Annotated in this window: 12 protein-coding genes; 10 read left to right on the top strand and 2 right to left on the bottom strand. The window is 62.7% G+C overall.

Annotated features, from left to right (window positions below):
• The coding region (locus tag AB5Y89_RS17065; RefSeq protein WP_368224203.1) for an Ig-like domain-containing protein at positions 1-5886 on the top strand (5886 nt) is incomplete at its 5' end.
• Positions 5887-6016: 130 nt separating this feature from the next.
• Here AB5Y89_RS17065 and mdtH read toward each other — a convergent pair.
• On the bottom strand, positions 6017-7210 hold the full coding sequence (gene mdtH, locus AB5Y89_RS17060) for a multidrug efflux MFS transporter MdtH (RefSeq protein WP_029314794.1): 1194 nt from the start codon (positions 7208-7210) through the stop codon (positions 6017-6019).
• A gap of 202 nt (positions 7211-7412) precedes the next feature.
• Here mdtH and AB5Y89_RS17055 point away from each other — a divergent pair, with 202 nt between their 5' ends.
• Positions 7413-8312 carry a LysR family transcriptional regulator gene (locus tag AB5Y89_RS17055; protein ID WP_029314793.1) on the top strand — a complete coding sequence of 300 codons (900 nt, stop codon included), beginning with the start codon at positions 7413-7415 and terminating at the stop codon, positions 8310-8312.
• A 57-nt stretch (positions 8313-8369) separates the two neighbouring features.
• Here AB5Y89_RS17055 and AB5Y89_RS17050 read toward each other — a convergent pair whose 3' ends face one another.
• On the bottom strand, positions 8370-10142 hold the full coding sequence (locus AB5Y89_RS17050; RefSeq protein WP_010675530.1) for a M4 family metallopeptidase: 1773 nt from the start codon (positions 10140-10142) through the stop codon (positions 8370-8372).
• A 351-nt stretch (positions 10143-10493) separates the two neighbouring features.
• Here AB5Y89_RS17050 and AB5Y89_RS17045 point away from each other — a divergent pair, with 351 nt between their 5' ends.
• The 8 genes from AB5Y89_RS17045 to putP all read left to right on the top strand — a co-directional run bounded on the left by AB5Y89_RS17045 (position 10494) and on the right by putP (position 19389).
• On the top strand, positions 10494-11048 hold the full coding sequence (locus AB5Y89_RS17045) for a GNAT family N-acetyltransferase (RefSeq protein WP_010675529.1): 555 nt from the start codon (positions 10494-10496) through the stop codon (positions 11046-11048).
• Between the two features lie 37 nt (positions 11049-11085).
• Positions 11086-11640 (top strand): ribosomal protein S5-alanine N-acetyltransferase, encoded by a 555-nt coding sequence (gene rimJ, locus AB5Y89_RS17040; RefSeq protein WP_319908345.1) that lies wholly within the window; start codon positions 11086-11088, stop codon positions 11638-11640.
• A 175-nt stretch (positions 11641-11815) separates the two neighbouring features.
• A complete protein-coding gene (locus tag AB5Y89_RS17035; RefSeq protein ID WP_368224202.1) occupies positions 11816-12922 on the top strand; it encodes a 1-acyl-sn-glycerol-3-phosphate acyltransferase in 1107 nt (368 codons plus the stop codon).
• Positions 12923-13232: 310 nt separating this feature from the next.
• On the top strand, positions 13233-13703 hold the full coding sequence (locus AB5Y89_RS17030) for a YhcH/YjgK/YiaL family protein (RefSeq protein ID WP_043156325.1): 471 nt from the start codon (positions 13233-13235) through the stop codon (positions 13701-13703).
• A 218-nt stretch (positions 13704-13921) separates the two neighbouring features.
• Positions 13922-15121 carry an acetate kinase gene (locus AB5Y89_RS17025; RefSeq protein WP_041215759.1) on the top strand — a complete coding sequence of 400 codons (1200 nt, stop codon included), beginning with the start codon at positions 13922-13924 and terminating at the stop codon, positions 15119-15121.
• A gap of 131 nt (positions 15122-15252) precedes the next feature.
• Entirely contained in the window at positions 15253-16494 is a 1242-nt protein-coding gene (locus AB5Y89_RS17020) for a mechanosensitive ion channel family protein (RefSeq protein WP_010675524.1), read from the top strand.
• 185 nt (positions 16495-16679) lie between these two features.
• Positions 16680-17606, top strand: coding sequence for a L,D-transpeptidase family protein (locus AB5Y89_RS17015; RefSeq protein ID WP_010675523.1), 927 nt, complete (start codon positions 16680-16682; stop codon positions 17604-17606).
• A gap of 274 nt (positions 17607-17880) precedes the next feature.
• Positions 17881-19389, top strand: coding sequence for a sodium/proline symporter PutP (gene putP / locus AB5Y89_RS17010; protein WP_113979141.1), 1509 nt, complete (start codon positions 17881-17883; stop codon positions 19387-19389).
• Positions 19390-19436 lie beyond the last annotated feature (47 nt).

Here is a 19436-nt window from a genome sequence, read left to right as displayed (position 1 = left end):
GACGGCAGCTACACCGATCTCAACGGCAACGTGGGCACTGGCGGCAGTGACGACACCGCGATCGACACCCTGGCCCCGAGCGTGGTGGTCCACATTGTTGACGACCAGCTGACCGTGGGCGAAACCAGCGACGTNACCTTCACCTTCAGCGAGAAGGTGACCGGGTTCGAGCTGGGCGATCTGACCGTGGTGGGCGGCACCGTGACCGGGCTGACCACCTCCGATGGCGGCAAGACCTGGACCGCGACCTTCACCCCGACGCCGGGCTTTGAAGGCACCGCCAGCGTGACCGTGAACAGCGGCAGCTACACCGACCTGGAGGGCAACAAGGGGACCGGCGGCAGTGACACCGCCGACACCGACACCCAGGCACCCAATGCCCCGACCGTGGTTATCGTGGATGATGCCAACAACGACCAGATGCTGACCAAGGCCGAGATTGGCAATGATCAGATCCAGGTACGCGCCGGGATCAATCACGCAGACCTGGTTGCGGGCGGCAAGGTGACGCTGACCATCAACAATGGCGGGGTGAACAGCACTGTCCAGTTGACGCTCAAAGCCGATGGCACCCTGCTGGCAAGCAATGGCAAGAGCTACGGCTATCAGAATGGCACCATCAGCTGGACGGAGACGACCCCGGCCAACGGCAAGTCGTTGACGGTGACGGCGACCCAGACCGACAAGGCGGGCAACGTCTCCCTGCCGGGCAGCGACAACGCGCAGATCCTGAATGAAGCGCCGGAGACAGCGAACAAGCAGGCAAACGGTCAGGAAGATGCCGCCAGCATCGCCATTCCGACCCTCAGTGGCAGCGACATCGATGGCAACGTGGTGAGTTTCACCATCAAGAGCCTGCCTGCCAACGGCATCCTCTATCTGAACGGGGTGGCTGTGACGGTGGATCAGAGCATTGCGGTGGCGGACGCCGGCAAGCTCACCTTCACTCCGAATGCGAACTGGAACGGCAACACCACCTTCAACTATGCGGCGGTAGACAACGACGGCGCCGTGGATGCGAGTCCCGCAACCGTGACCATCAAGGTGGATGCGGTCAATGATCTGCCGACGCTGACCATCTCCAATGGGGCTGTCGTCTCCGAAGAGGGGCTGGCAAACGGTATTGCCGACACGGTCGGCAACCCGGATACCACCAATGCCATCAAGGCGTCCGGTACCCTCTCGGTGGGCGACATCGACAGCAGCACGCTCAGCATCTCCCTGAACGGACCGGCCGGGCTGACGTCCGGTGGGGCCAAGGTCCAGTGGAGCTGGGATGCGGGCAGCAAGACGCTGGTCGGCTACACGGGGGCGATTGGCGGCGCCGATTACAAGGCGGTGGTCGAGGTCAAGCTGACGGCACCCAATGCCAGCGGCAAGGGAGAGTGGACCTATGACGTGACCCTCAAGGGCCCCCTCGACCACGGGGATACGACCTCGGAAGACAAGCTGTCGTTCCAGCTGGATGTGGAAGTCTCCGATGGCAGTGGCGTCACCAAGGGCAAGCTGGATGTCAGCGTCGAGGACGACTCCCCCATTGCTGGCAACAGCGATGCCGTTTCCGTGGTGAAGACCGATATTCCGAATGTGCTGACCGGGCTCTTCGACCTGACCAAGTACAGTGGCAACCAGAGCACCCTGAACATGGCGGGCTTTACCATCAGCGCCCTGGGCTTCAAGTCGGCAACCGATTCCTCACTGGTAACGGCGGATGTCAACGGCTCCAGCTCGGGGCTGGGGGTGGCCAGCGGTGCTGCGCCTTACCACAACCTTGCCAACGAGATTGACTTCCGTCACTTTGCCGACGGATCGTCCGCCTCCGAGCAGCTGATCGTCAGGCTGGATGCGGGCAAGGTTGCCTACGGCGCCAACATCAAGTTCAGCAAGATGTTTGGCGGCGAGCTGGAGAGCGGGGTCGTGGAGTTCTATCGCGGTGGTGTGCTGATCAGCACCCTGGTATTCAACTCCAACGCATCGGGTGGGGAGTTCAACCAGAACTTCCAGGTGCAGCAGGGTGGCTTCGATACCATGGTGATCAAGGCGACCAACAACGGCAACACCAATACCTCCGACAACAGCGACTTCACCGTACAGAGCATCGAGTTCCTCGGTGCCAACACGGCGCAGGCCATCGCCTATGGTTCCGGCACCGTGACCCCGCAGTGGGGGGCGGACGGCAAGGGCTCCATCGGGCTGGTGCTGGACCCGGCGACCTTCGAGAATGGTCTGCGGACGGCTTCCGGCTCAGCCATCGCCATCACCGCCAGCGGGGCCAATACCCTGCTCGGGAAGGATGCGGGCGGCAACCTCGTCTTCAAGCTGGAGTTCACGCCAGCCACCGGCAAGTGGGAGTTCTTCCAGTACCAGCGCATGTCCAAACCCCTGGGTGATGGTGACATCGACTTCCAGATCCGGGTGGTGGATGGTGACGGTGACGCCAGCATTGGCTCCTTCGCCACCAAGCCTCTCTTCACGCCGCTGGTTCAGGGTGTCTCCAGCGAGAGCGTGACTGAAGGGGGCAACCTGTTGCACAAGGTCACCTTGTCCGATGCGACCCAGGAAGCGACCGAATACGATTTCGCCATTCGCGGATCGGGCAACAACCCCGCCTCCAACCAGGACTGGGGCAATGCCCAGTTCAGCAACGGCGTGACCTACAACAGCACCACCGGCAAGATCACGGTACCGGCGGGCGTGACAGACTTCACGGTGACCATCCCGACGGTGAACGATCGTCTGGTCGAGACGAACGAGACCCTCTCAGTGACCATCGGTGGTCAGAGCGGGACCGGTACCATAGTGGACAATGATCGGGCGCCGACGGCGGCTGGCGGCCACAGCGCCGGTGCCGAAGATCAGCCCCAGGTCCTGACCTGGGCCCAGTTCGGTGCCAGCGACGATCAGGACGCGACCGATCTCGGGGTGCAGATCAACACCCTGCCGCTGAACGGTACCCTCGAATACCTCAATGCGGCTGGGCAGTGGGTTGCGGTGCAAACCGGATCCCTCATCTCCTATGCAGAGGTGAACGCAGGCCATCTGCGCTTCGTGCCCGGTCTGAACGAATCGAGCACCCATGCCGCCAACGGCAACGGCGCCGTGGTCGGCAACATGAAGGGCGACTATGCCAGCATCGGCTATCAGATAAGCGACGGTGCCAACCTCAGCAACGGCAGCAAGCTGGTGATCGACGTGGCGGCGGTGGCCGACAAGCCGACCGTCAACCTGAGTCTGGTGGGCAACGGTATTCCCCTTTACAACCTGAGCTTCCCGAGCGCGGGGATCACCACGGGCCAGTTCCAGTCCGGCAACTTCGACAAGGGGGCCCTCGGGATCACCAAGACCCTGACCGATAGCTCTTCTGGGCAGGATCAGGTCAATGGCACCAGCGGCAACGACTACATCGTGAGCCAGAAGGGTGGTGGCGACAGCCTGGTCGGCAACCAGGGGAATGACATTCTGGTGGGCAGCGATGCCATCCAGGGCGATTCCCTCTATGGCGGTGAAGGCAACGACATCCTGGTCTCCGGTCTTGGCAATGACGGCCTCTATGGCGGGACTGGCACGGATATCGCCGTGCTGCCCGGCAATCGTGCCGACTACTCCATCAAGAAGGGCGAGGGTTATTCGAACAACGACAAGTGGTTCGACTTCGTCGTGTCCGAGCGAGGCGTCGGGGTGACCAAGGCCCTGCACGACATGGAATATGTCCAGTTCGCAGACGGCATTTACCAGATCAACCAGACCACGGGTGAGCTGACCCTGGTTCCGCCGACCAAGGTGGATTACCCGGTCGAGCTGACGGCCTCCCTCACCGACAGGGATGGCAGCGAGGTGTTTGACAGCCTGGTGCTGAGCGGCATGCCCAAAGGCTCCGAGCTCTACAAGGGCAGCCAGTTGCTGGGTACCGTCGGGGACGATGGCAAGCTGACCTTCACCGCGTCGGACAAGCTGTGGAGCAGCAATGCACTGGATCTGAACCTGAGCGGCCTGACTCTGCGGGTACCGGGTGACAAGGCGGGCCTGGTCAATCTCAAGGTCGATGTCATCGCCAAGGAGGTCGGGACCGATCTGACCAGTACCGCGACCGATGACGACAGCATCCGCCTGAGCTACTTCAACGCCACCGAAGGGGAGCCGGGGGACCAGAACCGGACCTATGGCAGCGAGCACAATATCGTGGTGGGGGATCTGGATGGCAGCGTGATGCTGCCGGGCCAGAACTACAACCTCGCCTTCATGATCGACACCTCGAGCAGTATCGGTTCGTCGGCGATGAAGACCATCCGGGATCAACTGACCCAGGTATTCAAAGAGCTCCAGGCGAGTGCGGGCAAGGAGGCGGCGGGCAAGGTCAACGTCTTCCTGATCGATTTTGATACTCAGGTCAATCGTTCCGTCAGCGTGGATCTCAAAGATCCCAATGCGTTGAAGCTGCTGGGTGATGTACTGACCAGCATGGATGGTACCTCGGGGCTGACCAACTACGAGGATCCGCTCAAGGTCACCTCCAACTGGTTCAACAGCGACCTGGCCAAGAACAACACCAATGCGAAGAATCAGGCCTATTTCATCACCGATGGGGCTCCGAACTCCTACTTCTACAACGAAGAGATCAATCCGGTGGTGAACACCAAGACCCAGGAAGGTCTGGATACCTTTGTCAACGTCAACAACTACGTACCGGGTACGGCTTTCTACGCCAATATCGGGGGCACCCAGCGGGTGATTGTGGATGCCAGCGGCAACGTCAAGCAGTGGTCACAGAACGTAAATGGTAACTGGGGCTCCCAGAACATCGGCAAGATCAAGGCGCAAGGGGATGGGACCTTCGAGATCTCAACCAGTTACACCTCGGGGTCGACCAACAGCACGGCACGGGACAACGCATTGAATGTGCTGCCGCTGCTGGAGGCAAACAATGTGGTGCTGGCGGCCATCGGGATCGGCAGCGGGGTATCGAGCGATATTCTCAAGCTGTTTGATAGCGACAAGGTCGTACAGTCCAATGTGTCTGCCTCCGATCTCGCCAATGCCATTCTGGGGACGCCGGTCAGCAACCTGCCCGGCGTTGACAGGCTGGATGGCGGTGCGGGCGACGACATCCTGTTTGGCGACGCGGTACGCTTCACCGGCATCAGCGGGGAAGGGTATGCGGCCATCAAGCAGTATGTGAGCGGCAAGCTGGGGGCCGGGTCGGTGACCGATGCCCAGGTGCACGCCTACATCACGGATCACGCCAGCGAGTTCGATCAGTCGTCGACCAATGACAAGGGTGACACCCTCCTCGGCGGTGATGGCAATGACATCCTGTTCGGTCAGGGGGGTGATGACTTCCTGTACGGCGGTGCAGGCAACGACACCCTGTTCGGTGGTAGCGGCAACGACACCCTCTATGGGGAGAGTGGCAACGATCGCCTCTATGGTGGCAGTGGCAACGACACCCTCTATGGCGGTACCGGCAACGACATATTGAGTGGCGGGCTGGGCAACGACATCCTGATCGGGGGGGCCGGCAACGACATCCTCATGGGGGATGCAGGTGCCGATACCTTCACCTGGCTGAAGGGGGATACCGAGGCTGGCAAGGTGGCCAAGGACTACATCGTCGATTTCAGCAAGTCGGAAGGGGACAAGCTGGATCTGAGCGATTTGCTCGACAGCGATGGCAGCAAGAGCGAGAGCTCCTTGAAGAGCCTGCTCTCGGTGTTCCAGGACAGCGAAGGGGTGCATCTGCAAGTCAAGGAGAGCAGTGCCGCGCCGGTGACCCAGGAGATAGTGCTGATGAACCACACCTTCGACACTCTGACGGGCGGTTCAGGGACGACTGCCAACCAGGTGATCGACTTCATGTTGCAAAACAACATGTTGGATATCAACAAGTAACAGCCAAGCGGGCTGGGCAAAAGCGGCAGAGCAATCTGCCGCTTTTTTTTATGGGGGATTTTTGGGTGGATGGGCGCAGACGAGGGGGGAGGGCNGGGCGCCCGGGGTAGACGGGATGATTACCAGAGGATCAGGCGTTGACCCCTGCCAGGCGGGAGCCGCGCTGGAAGCAGTTGGCCAGCAGCAGCAAGGTGGTGACACCGACGGTGCCGAGCACCAGCCAGGGCAACCAGGGTTGCCCCTGGGCCATGGCGTAGTCGTGCAGGGCGCCGCCCCCCACGTAACCCGTCATGCCCCCCAGCGCCAGCCCCAGTCGGCTGAAGCCCATGTAGCTGCCCCGCGCCCCCGGTTGTGCCAGCTTGGTCATCAGGGTTTCCCGCGCCGGCTCGGCGATGACGATGCCGAGATAGAAGCAGGCGAGCAGCAGGAAGACGGCGGGCAAGGTGGTGGCAAAGGCCACCAGCCCGATCCCCGTGGTCATCAGCAGCACCCCCGCCATCAGGCGGTTCTCCAGCTTGAAGTGGCGCTCGCCGAACCGGGCAAGGGGGTAGAGCAGGGCCAGGGAGATGGCCGTCTCCAGGGTGTACATCCAGCCCACCGCCGTGGTGCTGCCTGCCATCTGTTTGACGAGAATGGGGAAGATCAGCATGACCTGCACCCAGAGCGCGTAGTAGCCGCTTAAGATCAGCACCAGTCGGCAGAAGGCCTTGTCCGCCAGCACCTGGCCGAGGCCGTCCCGGATCGGCGTCGGACGCACCGAAAGCTTGTAGGGGGGCAGGATCAGCAGGTTGCACAGGGCGGCGCAGACGAACAGGCCGGCACCCAGCAGGCAGACATATTCAAAATCGAAGTTGAGCAGCCAGCTGCCGAGCAGGGCTCCCACCACGGCGCCGGCGCTCTCCAGCATCATCAGCAGGGAGATGTAGCGACCCCGCTCCCGTGGCCGGGTGAACTTGATCACCAGGGCGGCGCGGGGGGGATCGAACAGGCAGCCACCCAGCCCCGAGATGATGCAGGAGAGGATCAGTTCCAATCCGCTCTGGGCATAGGCCAGGCTGGCAAACCCCAGCGCCCGCAGCAGCATGCCGCAGACGATGAGGGGGCGCGCCCCGAACTTGTCGGCGAGGGAGCCGCCAAAGACCCCCAGCCCTTGCTGGGTAAGCTGACGCAGCCCCAGTGCCAGTCCGACCACACCTGCGGCCCAGCCCAGTTGGTCGACGAAGCGCAGGCTGATCATGGGCATCACCACGAAGAAGCCCAGGATCACCAGCAGGGAATCCAATGCCAAGAACCACCGCCCCAACCGCCTCGCCCGATCCACCATGACCCTGATACCTCTGTTTGCTTCGCTGATATTGTTGTCTTTCTTGCCCGAACGGCGCCGTCACCAAACAGAGCCAAGGGGGATGACAACTCCTTGGCTCGGTGGCGTTCAGCCGGTTCATGACGATTGATGCTGCTATTCTGGTGGGGCTCCAGATATAGTGGTAGCCGACAACTGGCTATATTTCATATTGGATTTGGTTATGGCTATGACCCTCGACGATTTGCAACTGCTGCTGGATGTGGCCAACCGTGGCAGCTTCAGCAAGGTGGCCGCCATTCGCGGCTGGTCACAACCCATGGTGAGCCAGCGCATTGCCGTGCTGGAGCAGGAGCTGGGCCAGTCCCTGTTCCGTCGCCATCGTCGGGGGGCCACCCCGACCCCGGCCTGCGAGCAGTTTCTGCCTGCCGCGACTGCGGCCCTGAGCGCACTGGAAGGGGGGCGGCTGGCGATGCAGGGGGCGCCTGCATTGCCGCGGATCCGGCTCTCCTGCCTCCCCTCCCTGACCACGGCGGTGTTCGGCCCCCTGCTGCTGGCCCTGGTGGACGAGACCTTCGAGATCCGCTGCAACACGGATCACTCTGGCATCATCATGCAGGAGTTGCTGACCGGCGAGACCGACGTGGGCTTCATTCTCAAGTGCCCTGCCATCGCGGGCATCCAGCTCGAACTGCTTTACCGTTCCCCGATCATCGCCGTGGCCTGCGCCACCCACCCGCTGGCCGGGCGGCAAGGGCTGACCCTGCAGGACATTGCCAACGAGCGGCTGGCGCCCCAGCAGTGGGGGACGGGCTGCGACGAGCTGATCCTGCAGTTGCGTTTGCTGCGCCAGGTGGCGAGCCCGCTGCACGCCATCCAGCCAGCGAGTGCGGCGCGGGAGCTGGCGCTGGAGCACGGCTTCATCACCCTGATGCCGGCGCTCGCCATCACCCGGGATCTGGAGTTCGGTCGCCTGGTGAAGCTGGACGTGGTGGATCTGCCACCGGATCACTGGGACGTGATGATGGCCTGGCGCAGCGGCAAGCGCCCCAATCCCGCCAAGGAGCGGGTGCTGGAGGCGGCCCGTACCCTTGCCCGGCGCTGGTCGGGCAAGCGGACATAAAAAAGCGCCGGACCAGGCCGGCGCTCTTCGCTTATTCCCCTTGATGCCCGCTCAGACTCAGTAGCTGGCCTTGAGGGTGACGCCGGAGAAGGCGCTGAACCCGCTCAGCTGCACGTGCCAGGTCCCCGCCTTGGGGGCGTTCAGGGTACAGGTTTCGGCATTGCCGCTCTTGTAGGGGCGGCAGTCATAGCTGCTGGCGGTCGGCGCGCTGCCGAACTTCACGTAGAGATCCGCATCCCCGCTGCCGCCGCTGCTGGTCACCACCAGCTGGCTTCTGCCGGCGGGCACCTCGACGGTGAAGTTCAGCTTGCCCCCCTTGGCGGCGGTGAGATTGCTCACCGGTACCCCGTTTTGCAGCACGCTGCCCGGTTGGGGCGTGGTGCCGCCGCAGGTGGCATTGACCCCGACGGCGGTGAAGGCGGCTGCCACGTCGCTCACGCTGTAGCCGAGATCCGTGGCGGCCCTGGTCACCCCGCACGCCCCCTGATCGAAGGTGGTGTTGGGGCCCCAGTAGAGGCGGTTGGCCAGCACGAACACCTCGAACGCCTTGCGGGTTTGCCAGCCGCTGGTGTTGGCCAGCAGGTAGAAGGCGCGGTTGTAGACCCCGGAACTGTGGTGCACGTCGATGCCGTCATAGTAATCGCTGGCGTGGCCGATGGACTTGCCGTCCCGGGCCGGGTCCTCGAAGTAGCGCAAGGAGCCGTTGCCCTTGAAGATCTGGGCCCCCACCAGCCAGTCGTTGCTGCCCTTCATGTAGTATTCGGCCGCTTCCCCCGCCATGTCGGAGAAGGCCTCGTTGATGCCGCCAGACTGACCGGAGTAGACCAGCCCTGAGTTCTGCTCGGTGAAGCCATGGCTCACCTCGTGGGCTGCCACATCCAGGCTTACCAGTGGATAGAAGGTGGTGGCCCCGTCGCCGAAGGTCATCTGGCTGCCGTCCCAGAAGGCGTTCTCGTAGTTGCGGCTGTAGTGCACCCGCATCTTGAGCTTGAAGCTCAGCGGCGCCGTGTTGTACCAGTTGCGGTACATGTCGAACACCACGTTGCCGAAGTAGTGGGCATCGTTGAGAGGAGAGTAAGCACCGTTGATCTCCTTGACCGTGTTCTCCGGGCAGGTGAACTGGTGGATGGTGCCCCCCGTGGTGCCGTGATTCATGTTGAGGGTGTCCACGTTGGTCCCCGTCATGCGGCAGTTGTCATCCACCTGCAGGGGGCCAAAGTCGGCGCCGTAGAAATACTTGCCGGTCTTGACGTTGCCCCCCGGGCCGGTGGCGTCCTTGTGGTTGATCCCCTCCCAGCGTTTGAGCTCGCTGCCGGTCTGGGCGTCGATCATCACGAAGGGGCGGCTCGGTTCCTTGCTGGCGGCGAGCCAGGAGACCAGATAGACCAGTCTGGCCTGGCCGGTCTCATCCTGCATCACGAACAGCTTGACCTGTTCGTTGCTCCCCTTGGCACCGCTGCGAGCCTGGCGTGCGGCGTCGCTGGCGGAGAGGGCTACGGCCGGGCCCGTCAGGTCGGCATCGATCTTGCGCAGCATGGTGCCGGACACCTGATTGACCTGGCCCCCCAGCGCCTGATCGGCCACCAGAACCTGGCCCCACACCGGAATCCCCTGCCAGGTCTGCTCATAGCGTATCCGCTGCTGGCCATTGGGCAGCGTCACCGCCCGCACCTTGCGAAACTCGCCATCCCCGGCGCCAAGGGCGCCAATCTTGGCGGCGCCGCTCACCGCAGCTGTCAGGTCGGAGACCTGGTTCACTTCCACCTGTTCTGCCGCCATGGCGGCGCTTCCCCAGCAGGCCAGCATGACGGCCAAATAGACTTTGTTCATCTCGTCTTTCCTTAGTCGATGAAGATTACACGCCGGGTCCGTTGCCCGGCGCTCTTACACTAGTGGGAAGGGGGAAAATAACGGCCTGTCATTTGTCACAGGGCAGCGAAAACAGGTAGCACGATTCACTTTTACAGCGTCAATCATCCACAAATACTGGTAATGGCAGCATGTTGAACCGCTGTGAGGGGTGATTGATGACCTTGGGATCAAGGTGCCCGCATGGGGATCGCCATATGGGGGTTGCCAGCGGGGAAGCCGGTTGAAAAGTCCTTGGCAAACAAGGGATTGATTGACTACATTGGCTCCCATGACGGCAGATGGCCGGAGCGGAACCGGGGAGGAGTGGCGATGTTTTCATGGCAACTGGATGACGAGCTGGCGCTCCTGTTCCTGCAACCCGACATGGCCAGCGAGCTGTTTCGCCTCTGCCAGCGCAACCGCGATTACCTCTCCCAGTGGCTGCCCTGGGTGCCCCACATCCAGCAGCCCGCCGACAGCGCCACCTTCATTCGCCACGCCATCGAGAAGTTTGCCCGGGGGGAGGGGCTGACCACGGCCATCGAGTATCAGGGGGAGGTGGTCGGCGTCATCGGTTACAACCAGATCGATCAGGATCTCGGCAAGGTGACCATCGGCTACTGGCTGGCGGAGCGCTGGCAGGGGCACGGCATTATCACCCGGGCCTGCCAGGCCTTGATCCATCACGCCTTCGAGGAGATGGGGATGGAGAAGGTAGAGATCAGCGCCGCCCTCGAGAACGAGGCGAGCCGGGCCGTGTGCGAGCGGCTGGGAATGACCCAGGAGGGGATCACCCGGCGGGCGGAGCGGCTGGCGGACAGGGTGGTGGATCATGTGCACTACGGCCTGCTGCGGGACGAGTGGCTGAGGCTGAGGGATCTCTGATGACCTTCCTGTCTGCTTCCAACCTCCGGAGTGTGAGATGACGACGTTGCCCCACATTGCCACCCCTCGCACCCGGCTGACCGTGCTGACCCCGGAGCGGGCCTGCCTGATGGTGGATTTCTATCTGCGCAATCGCGCCCACTTGGCCCCCTGGGAGCCCAGGCGGGAGGAGAGCTTCTACACCCTCGCCCACTGGCAGACCCGCTTGCGCGACGGTTACGGCCACTATTTCGAGGGCAGTGCCGTGCAACTGGTGGCGCTCGATCCCAGGGGGGAGCGGGTGCTCGCCACCTGCAATTTCACGAACATTGTGATGGGCATGTTCAAGGCGTGCCACCTGGGCTATGCCATCGACAAGGAGCATGAGGGGCAGGGCCTGATGCAGGAGGTGGTGGCCGCCGGCATCGATCACCTGTTCCGGGAGCGGCGCCTGCATCGCATCATGGCCAGCTACATGCCCGCGAACCTGCGAAGCGGCGCGCTCCTCGAACGGCTGGGGTTCGAGCAGGAGGGGTACGCTCGGGACTATCTGATGATCAACGGCCGCTGGGAGGACCACGTCCTCACCGCGCTCATCAACCCCGCTGGCTAGCGCAGCCGTTGTCGAAAGGGGGGGCTGGCGGGTGACCGCCATCGCTTTTTCACTGCAAGATCGCACTATCTGTACGCCTCTCATACCCCTGGGGATAAAAGCGTGTAAAATTGCGCCCTGAATTTTCCCGGCCAGCAGACGCAGGCCGCGACTCCATACATGCAAGGCAGACATTGTGACAGAAGTAGATAGATTCGCGGACATTCGCCCCTATCGCGATGAAGAAGTACCGGCTGCCATCGAGCGGCTGATCCAGGATGACGAGTTTATCGGCGCCATCGCCAAATACCGCTTCGGTTCCCTGATGAGCTGGCTGGGTTGGGCCATTCGCCCGCTGATCCGCCAGTTCCTGCGCCACAAGTGGGCCAAGGTGAGCACCATCCATCAGGTACAGATGGGGGTGACCCGCTACATGACCCGGATGATCGCCACCTCCACCCAGGGAGTGAGCTTCTCCGGACTCGAACACCTCAAGAAGGAGCAGGGCTACCTGTTCGTCTCCAACCACAGGGACATCGCCATGGATCCGGCGTTCGTCAACTGGGGGCTGCACACCCACGGGTTCGATACCGTGCGCATCGCCATCGGCGACAACCTGCTGCGCAAGCCCTGCGCCACCGAGCTGATGAAGCTCAACAAGAGCTTCATCGTCAAGCGCTCTGCCAAGGGACCGCGGGAGATGATGAAGGCCCTCGGCGAGCTGTCGGCCTACATCGGCCAGTCGGTGCACGAGGGGCACTCCATCTGGATCGCCCAGAAGGAGGGGCGCGCCAAGGACGGGGATGACAAGACGGATCCGGCCATCCTCAAGATGTTCTACGTGGACGGCAAGAAGCAGAAGATCGACTTCGTCGACTACATGCGCAGCCTCAACATCGTGCCGGTGAGCATCAGCTACGAGCTGGATCCTACCGACAAGGCCAAGGCGCGCGAGCTCTACGAGAAGTCGGTCAACGGCAGCTACGAGAAGGGCGAGTTCGAGGACATCGAGAGTATCGTCGCGGGCATCGTCGGCCAGAAGGGGCGGGTACATGTCTCCTTCGGCGCCCCCATCACCGAGGGCTTCAGCGATCCGGACGAGTTGGCGGCGCTCATCGACAAGGCGATCTGGAGCAGCTATCGCCTCTTCCCGGGCAACTACCTCGCGGCGGATGTGCCCGGCAAGGCCAGCACCATAGAGCAGAGTGCCTTCCTGACTCGCCAGTCCGAGGTGCCACAAGAGCACAAGGCCATCTGGCGCGCCATGTACGCCAAGCCGGTGGAGAACGCCGGCAAGGCTTGAATGGCACCGGTTATCACCGGGTGATGCGAAAAAAACGGGAGCAGATGCTCCCGTTTTTGCGTCTGGTCAAAGTCGGGGGAGATTGGGTAGTGAATAATATTGTTTCAACTGGTACGATCATCGGGTGAATGGGCGAGTATCTCTTGGCAGGGGCGGACGAGTATGCAACAGTGACTCGGCGCCATCGGCTAGGAAGCGACAGCGCCCCCGTCTGCACGGATGGCAGACGAGACGATAAAAGGACCTTCAATGGTCCTTTTTCATTGGTGCACAAAGATAGACCACAGATATATCTAAGGATGCGAACCTCATGATCACCGGCAGTCTGGATACCTTGCAACGCACCCCCTTGCCCGCCCCCCTGAACCGTATCGTGGCCGAGGTGGTGCAAAGCGTTGAACGCTGGCTGCACGCCCCCCTCGGCAAGCAGGAGGTCGACGGCCTCATGCTGTTCTGCCTGGTGAGCGAGGATCTGACAGAGCCGGTGGCGGATCGCCGGGGCGAGTTTCATGAGCAGTATCTGGACATCCAGCTGCTGCTGCGCGGCGAGGAGTGGATCGGCGTGGGCCCTCACGCCTACAGCCGGGACGGTGCCGATCATCCTCACCCCGATCTCTGGTTCGTCGATGACGAGCAGACCAGTTATCTGGCGTTGCAGCCCGGCGACTTCGCCATCTTCTGGCCGGGAGAACTGCATCGCCCCCTCTGTACCCTGACGACCCCAGGTCCGGTCAAGAAGCTGGTCGTCAAGGTTCACCAGTCGCTGCTGACCGGCGCCTGAGTGGCAACCGGGGCCTGGAGTCCCGAGTGATTGGGCCAACAGAGGCCCGTTGCGAATCGCTGATTCGACGCGCGAGCCAGACGAACGGTCTGCGCCCAACGATTTGAAAAATTGGACGCACCCTCCTGCGACCATAAGCCCCCGGCAGGGGAATCCCATCCATCGCTGGATGACACGACACTGTCGGCGTAAAGCCGAAGCACAGGAAGATGTAGAACATGAGCAAGTTGGTATTGATCCTTAACTGCGGTAGCTCTTCCCTGAAATTTGCCGTAATGGACGCTGAAACGGGCGAGGACATGCTGTCCGGCCTGGCCGAATGCTTCAATCTGGATGACGCACGTATCAAATGGAAACTCCACGGGGTCAAGGGCGACGCCATGCTGGGCGCCGGTGCCGCGCACCAGGAAGCCCTCGACCACATCGTGGGCCACATCCTGCCCCAGGATCCCGCCCTGGCCGATCAGTTGGTCGCCATCGGCCATCGCATCGTGCACGGCGGCGAGCAGTTCTCCCGCTCCGTGCGCATCGATGAGGGCGTGATCGCCGGCATCGAAGCCGCCATTCCGTTTGCCCCCCTGCACAACCCGGCGCACCTCATCGGCATCCGTGCCGCCCTCAAGGTGTTCCCGGCCCTGGCCGACAAGAACGTGGCCGTGTTCGACACCGCCTTCCACCAGACCCTGCCAGAGGAAGCCTACCTCTACGCGCTGCCCTACAAGCTCTATCGCGAGAACGGCATCCGTCGTTACGGCGCCCACGGCACCTCCCACCGCTTCATCGCCGAAGAGACCGCCAAGGCGCTGGGCAAACCGCTCCATGAGCTCAACATCATCAACTGCCACCTGGGCAACGGTGCCTCCGTCTGCGCCATCAAGAACGGCGAGTCCGTCGACACCTCCATGGGGCTGACCCCGCTGGAAGGGCTGGCGATGGGCACCCGCTCCGGTGACATCGACCCTGCCATCGTCTTCTTCATGCACGACAACCTGGGTTACAGCGTGGACAAGATCAACCAGGTGCTGACCCGCGAATCCGGCCTGCTGGGCATGACCGAGGAGAGCAGCGACTGCCGCTACGTCACCGGCAACTACGCCACCGACGCCGGTGCCAAGCGCGCGCTGGATGTCTTCACCTATCGCGTTGCCAAGTACGTCGGTGCCTATGCTGCCGCCATGGATGGTCGCCTGGACGCTCTGGTGTTCACCGGCGGCATCGGCGAGAACGCCGCCATGGTGCGCGAGATGGTGCTGGCCCGACTGGCCCTGCTCGGCTTCAAGATCGACAAGGAGGCGAACAACGCCGCCGTGCTGGGCGGTGAAGGCCCCATCACCGTCGAAGGCAGCCGTCTGGCCCTGGTGATGCCCACCAACGAAGAGCTGGTGATCGCCCGTGATGCCCTGAGCCTGGTCGGCTAAGGCACCCTCTGGTGATGACAACGCCCGGCCCCTGCCGGGCGTTGTCGTTTCGGCAATAGTGATCGGCCTGTCATTTGACATGGGGGACCAGATGCGTACCCTGACCGCTGTGTGATATTGCGGAGGTAACGATGAAAGAGATGTTTTTCAACTGGTTGTCAGGTCTGGGGGTCGATGTGACCCCCATGATGGCCCTGGTGATCGCCCTGGGGTTCATCGTGCTGACCGCCATGGTGCTGCACCTGGTGCTGCACCGCATCCTGCTGGTGCGCCTGGTGGGGCTGCTTGGCAAGACCAAGCAGATGTGGCTGCCGCCCCAGTTGCAGCAACGCCTCTTCTACCGGCTCGCCTTCGTGTTCCAGGGCGCCGTGCTGCTCGGTCAGGCGGAGATCTGGCTGCCCAAAGCGTCCGAGAGCCTGGCGCTAATCGAGTTGCTGGCCCAGCTCTGGATCCTGCTGTTCCTGCTGCTGGCCCTGTTCGCCCTGCTCGACTGCCTGCTCTCCCTGAGCCGCCATACCCGGCTTGGGCGGGATCTGCCCCTGCGCGGCATCTTCCAGGGGGTGAAACTGGTGGCCAGCATCCTGGTGGGCATCCTGATGATCGCCCTGCTGCTTGGCAAGTCGCCCCTCTTCCTGTTCAGCGGCCTGGGGGCCATGACCGCGGTCCTGATGCTGGTGTTCAAGGACCCCATCCTCGGCCTGGTGGCGGGTATCCAGCTCTCCGCCAACCGCATGCTGAGCGTCGGTGACTGGCTGCAGATGGACAAGTACGGGGCGGACGGCGAGGTGACCGACATCGGCCTCACCACGGTCAAGGTGTCGAACTGGGACAAGACCATCACTACCATCCCTACCTATGCCCTCATCTCCGACTCCTTCAAGAACTGGCAGGGGATGACCGAATCCGGCGGGCGCCGCATCAAGCGCAGCGTCAACATCGACATGACCAGCGTGCGCTTCCTCACCTCGCAGGAGCAGTTGCAGCTCAAGCAGGCCAGGTTGCTGGCGCCCTACCTCAGCCGCAAGGAGCAGGAGCTCAGCAGCTACAACCAGCAGCTCAGCGATGCCATCAGCTGCCCCATCAACGGTCGCCACCTCACCAACCTCGGCACCCTGCGCGCCTATCTGGACGCCTACCTGCGGGCCCATGCGGGCATTCGCAAGGACATGACCCTGATGGTGCGCCAGTTGGCACCGACCACGGACGGCCTGCCGCTGGAGATCTACTGCTTCACGGCGACCACCGCCTGGGCCGAGTATGAAGGGATACAGGCTGATATTTTCGACCACATATTTGCGATAATTGAGCAATTCCATCTGCGTTTGCATCAGTCGCCAACCGGTTATGACATGCACAGTTGGAAAAACGGCTGATCCCGCTTATGACAAGGTGCCGTGGCGCAGCGCGGCACCGTATTTAATCACCGACCCGTCAGCACGTGGCGGTTGAAATTTGCATGGCAGAGGAGAAAAATGGCGGCCTTCTCTTCGCCCCGGGCGCGCCCGTCGCCTCCGCGCTGGCCAGAGTGCTGAACCACCCCCTTTATCACAGGAAAGTTATGAAGCTCCTCCACAACACGGCGGCCGCACTGTGCTGCTCCCTGATCCTGGCCGCCATGCCCGCCCTCGCCATCGAATATGCCCTGCCCGCAGCCAACAGCCGCCTGGTGGGGGAGAACCTGGACTACGTGGTGTCCCCGGAAGAGGCGGGCCAACCCCTGGAAGCGGCAGCGGCCAGATTCCAGCTCGGCTTGACCAACATGCTGGAAGCCAACCCCAAGGCGGACCCCCTGCTGCTGCAGGCGGGCGAGAAGCTGGTCGTGCCCCATCAGCTGATCCTGCCGGATGCCCCCCGTGAAGGCATCGTGCTGAACGTCGCCGAGATGCGCCTCTACTACTACCCCAAAGGCAAGAAGGTGGTGGAAGTGCTGCCGATTGGCATCGGCCAGCTCGGCACCGACACCCCGGAAGACTGGGTGACCAGCGTGCAGCGCAAGAAGGCGGGCCCGACCTGGACCCCGACCGCGAAGATGCACGCCGAGTACGCCGCCCGTGGCGAGACCCTGCCTGCGGTCTGGCCGGCCGGTCCGGACAACCCCATGGGGCTGTTCGCGCTCTACATCGGCAAGATGTATGCCATCCACGGCACCAACGCCCAGTTCGGCATCGGCCTGCGGGTGAGCCACGGCTGCGTGCGTCTGCGCAACGACGACATCGAGTACCTGTTCAAGCAGGTCCCGGTCGGTACCCGCGTCCAGTTCGTGAACCAGCCCATCAAGGCCTCTGTCGAGCCGGATGGCCGCCGCTACCTGGAAGTGCACCAGCCTCTCTCCCGCAACCAGGAGGAGTTCAACTCCAGCCTGCCGGCCCCGCTGCCCATGTCCACCGCCGTGACCCGCTTCATCGCCCACGCGGACAGCGACTCCCAGCTGGTCAAGCAGGCCCTGGAGCAGCGCAGCGGCATGCCCATCGCCATCAACCGCTGATCCCGCCCGTCGGTATTCCGAGCCCCGGCCACTGTCGGGGCTTTTTTATGGCGCGGGGGAGGGGATCATCAGGGTAAACCCTTGGCAGGTCGGGATAAAATCCGGCCTTATTGCAATTGAGTGGTTGCTTGGTTAGGTGTTAAACGTTTTTCATGTGTTTTTTATTTGTTAAAAGTGGTTGTGGTCCGGCGATCTGCTGATTACTCTAGGCCGGTTTTTTTAAGGAAGAGTCCGTCGCAAGAACGGGCACAGACGTCACATAACGGAGTTTTGAATGACAGCTAGCACCCCCATGCTCATCACCTTTCTGGTGTACATCCTCGGGATGGTGTTGATCGGCTTCATCGCCTATCGCGCCACCCGTAACTTTGACGACTACATTCTCGGCGGCCGCCGGATGGGGAGCTGGGTGACCGCCCTCTCCGCCGGTGCCTCCGACATGAGTGGCTGGCTCCTGATGGGCCTGCCTGGCGCCGTCTTCATCGGCGGCATCTCCGAGAGCTGGATCGCCATCGGCCTCATCATCGGCGCCTACTTCAACTGGCGCTGGGTGGCCGGTCGGCTGCGGGTTCACACCGAGAAGAACCGCAATGCCCTGACCCTGCCGGACTACTTCACCTACCGCTTCGAAGACAAGAGCCGGGTGCTGCGCATCCTCTCCGCCCTGGTGATCCTGCTGTTCTTCACCATCTACTGCGCCTCCGGCGTGGTGGCCGGTGCCCGCCTGTTCGAGAGCACCTTCGGCATGAGCTATGACACCGCCCTCTGGATCGGTGCCGCGGCCACCATCACCTACACCTTCTTCGGCGGCTTCCTCGCGGTGAGCTGGACCGACACCGTGCAGGCGACCCTGATGATCTTCGCCCTCATCCTGACTCCTGTGTTCGTCATCATCGCCGTGGGCGGCATCGACACCGCCATGGTGCAGGTGGCGGCGCAGAACGCCAGCAACCTCGACATGTTCAAGAACCTGGACTTCATCGCCATCATCTCTCTGATGGCCTGGGGCCTGGGCTACTTCGGCCAGCCCCACATCCTGGCGCGCTTCATGGCGGCGGACTCCCACCACTCCATGGCCAGCGCCCGTCGCATCAGCATGACCTGGATGGTGCTGTGCCTGGGTGGCGCCGTGGCCATCGGTTTCTTCGGCCTGGCCTACTTCTCCACCTTCACCGGGCAGGCGGGTGGCGTGACCGCCAACCCGGAGCGCGTCTTCATCGAGCTCTCCAAGATCCTGTTCAACCCCTGGATTGCCGGCGTGCTGCTCTCCGCCATCCTGGCGGCGGTCATGAGTACCCTCAGTTGCCAGCTGCTGGTCTGCTCCAGCGCCATCACCGAGGATCTCTACAAGCCCTTCCTGCGCAAGAACGCCTCCCAGAAAGAGCTGGTGTGGGTCGGCCGCGCCATGGTGCTGCTGATCGCCCTGGTGGCCATCGCCGTCGCCACCAACCCGGAAAACCGGGTGCTGGGGCTGGTGAGCTACGCCTGGGCCGGTTTCGGTGCCGCCTTCGGCCCCGTGGTGCTGCTCTCCGTGCTCTGGTCCCGCATGACCCGCAACGGCGCCCTGGCGGGCATGCTGGTCGGTGCCCTGACCGTCATCATCTGGAAGCAGTTCGGCTGGCTGGGTCTGTACGAAATCATCCCGGGCTTCCTGTTTGCCACCCTGGCCATCGTGCTGTTCAGCCTGCTGGACAAGGCCCCCTCCAAGGCCATGCAGGATCGCTTCGCAGAAGCCGAGCAGGAGTTCCAGAGCCCCATGGCAGACGCCATCGCGGCAAAATAACCCCCGCCTCGACGACAAAAGCCCCGCAACTGCGGGGCTTTTTAATG

The sequence above is a fragment of the Aeromonas sp. s4 genome, from assembly GCF_040907855.1.
GTDB classification, from domain to species: Bacteria; Pseudomonadota; Gammaproteobacteria; order Enterobacterales; family Aeromonadaceae; genus Aeromonas; species Aeromonas caviae.
Note: the sequence above shows the minus strand (reverse complement) of the source record. Positions and strands in the feature narration are given on the sequence as shown.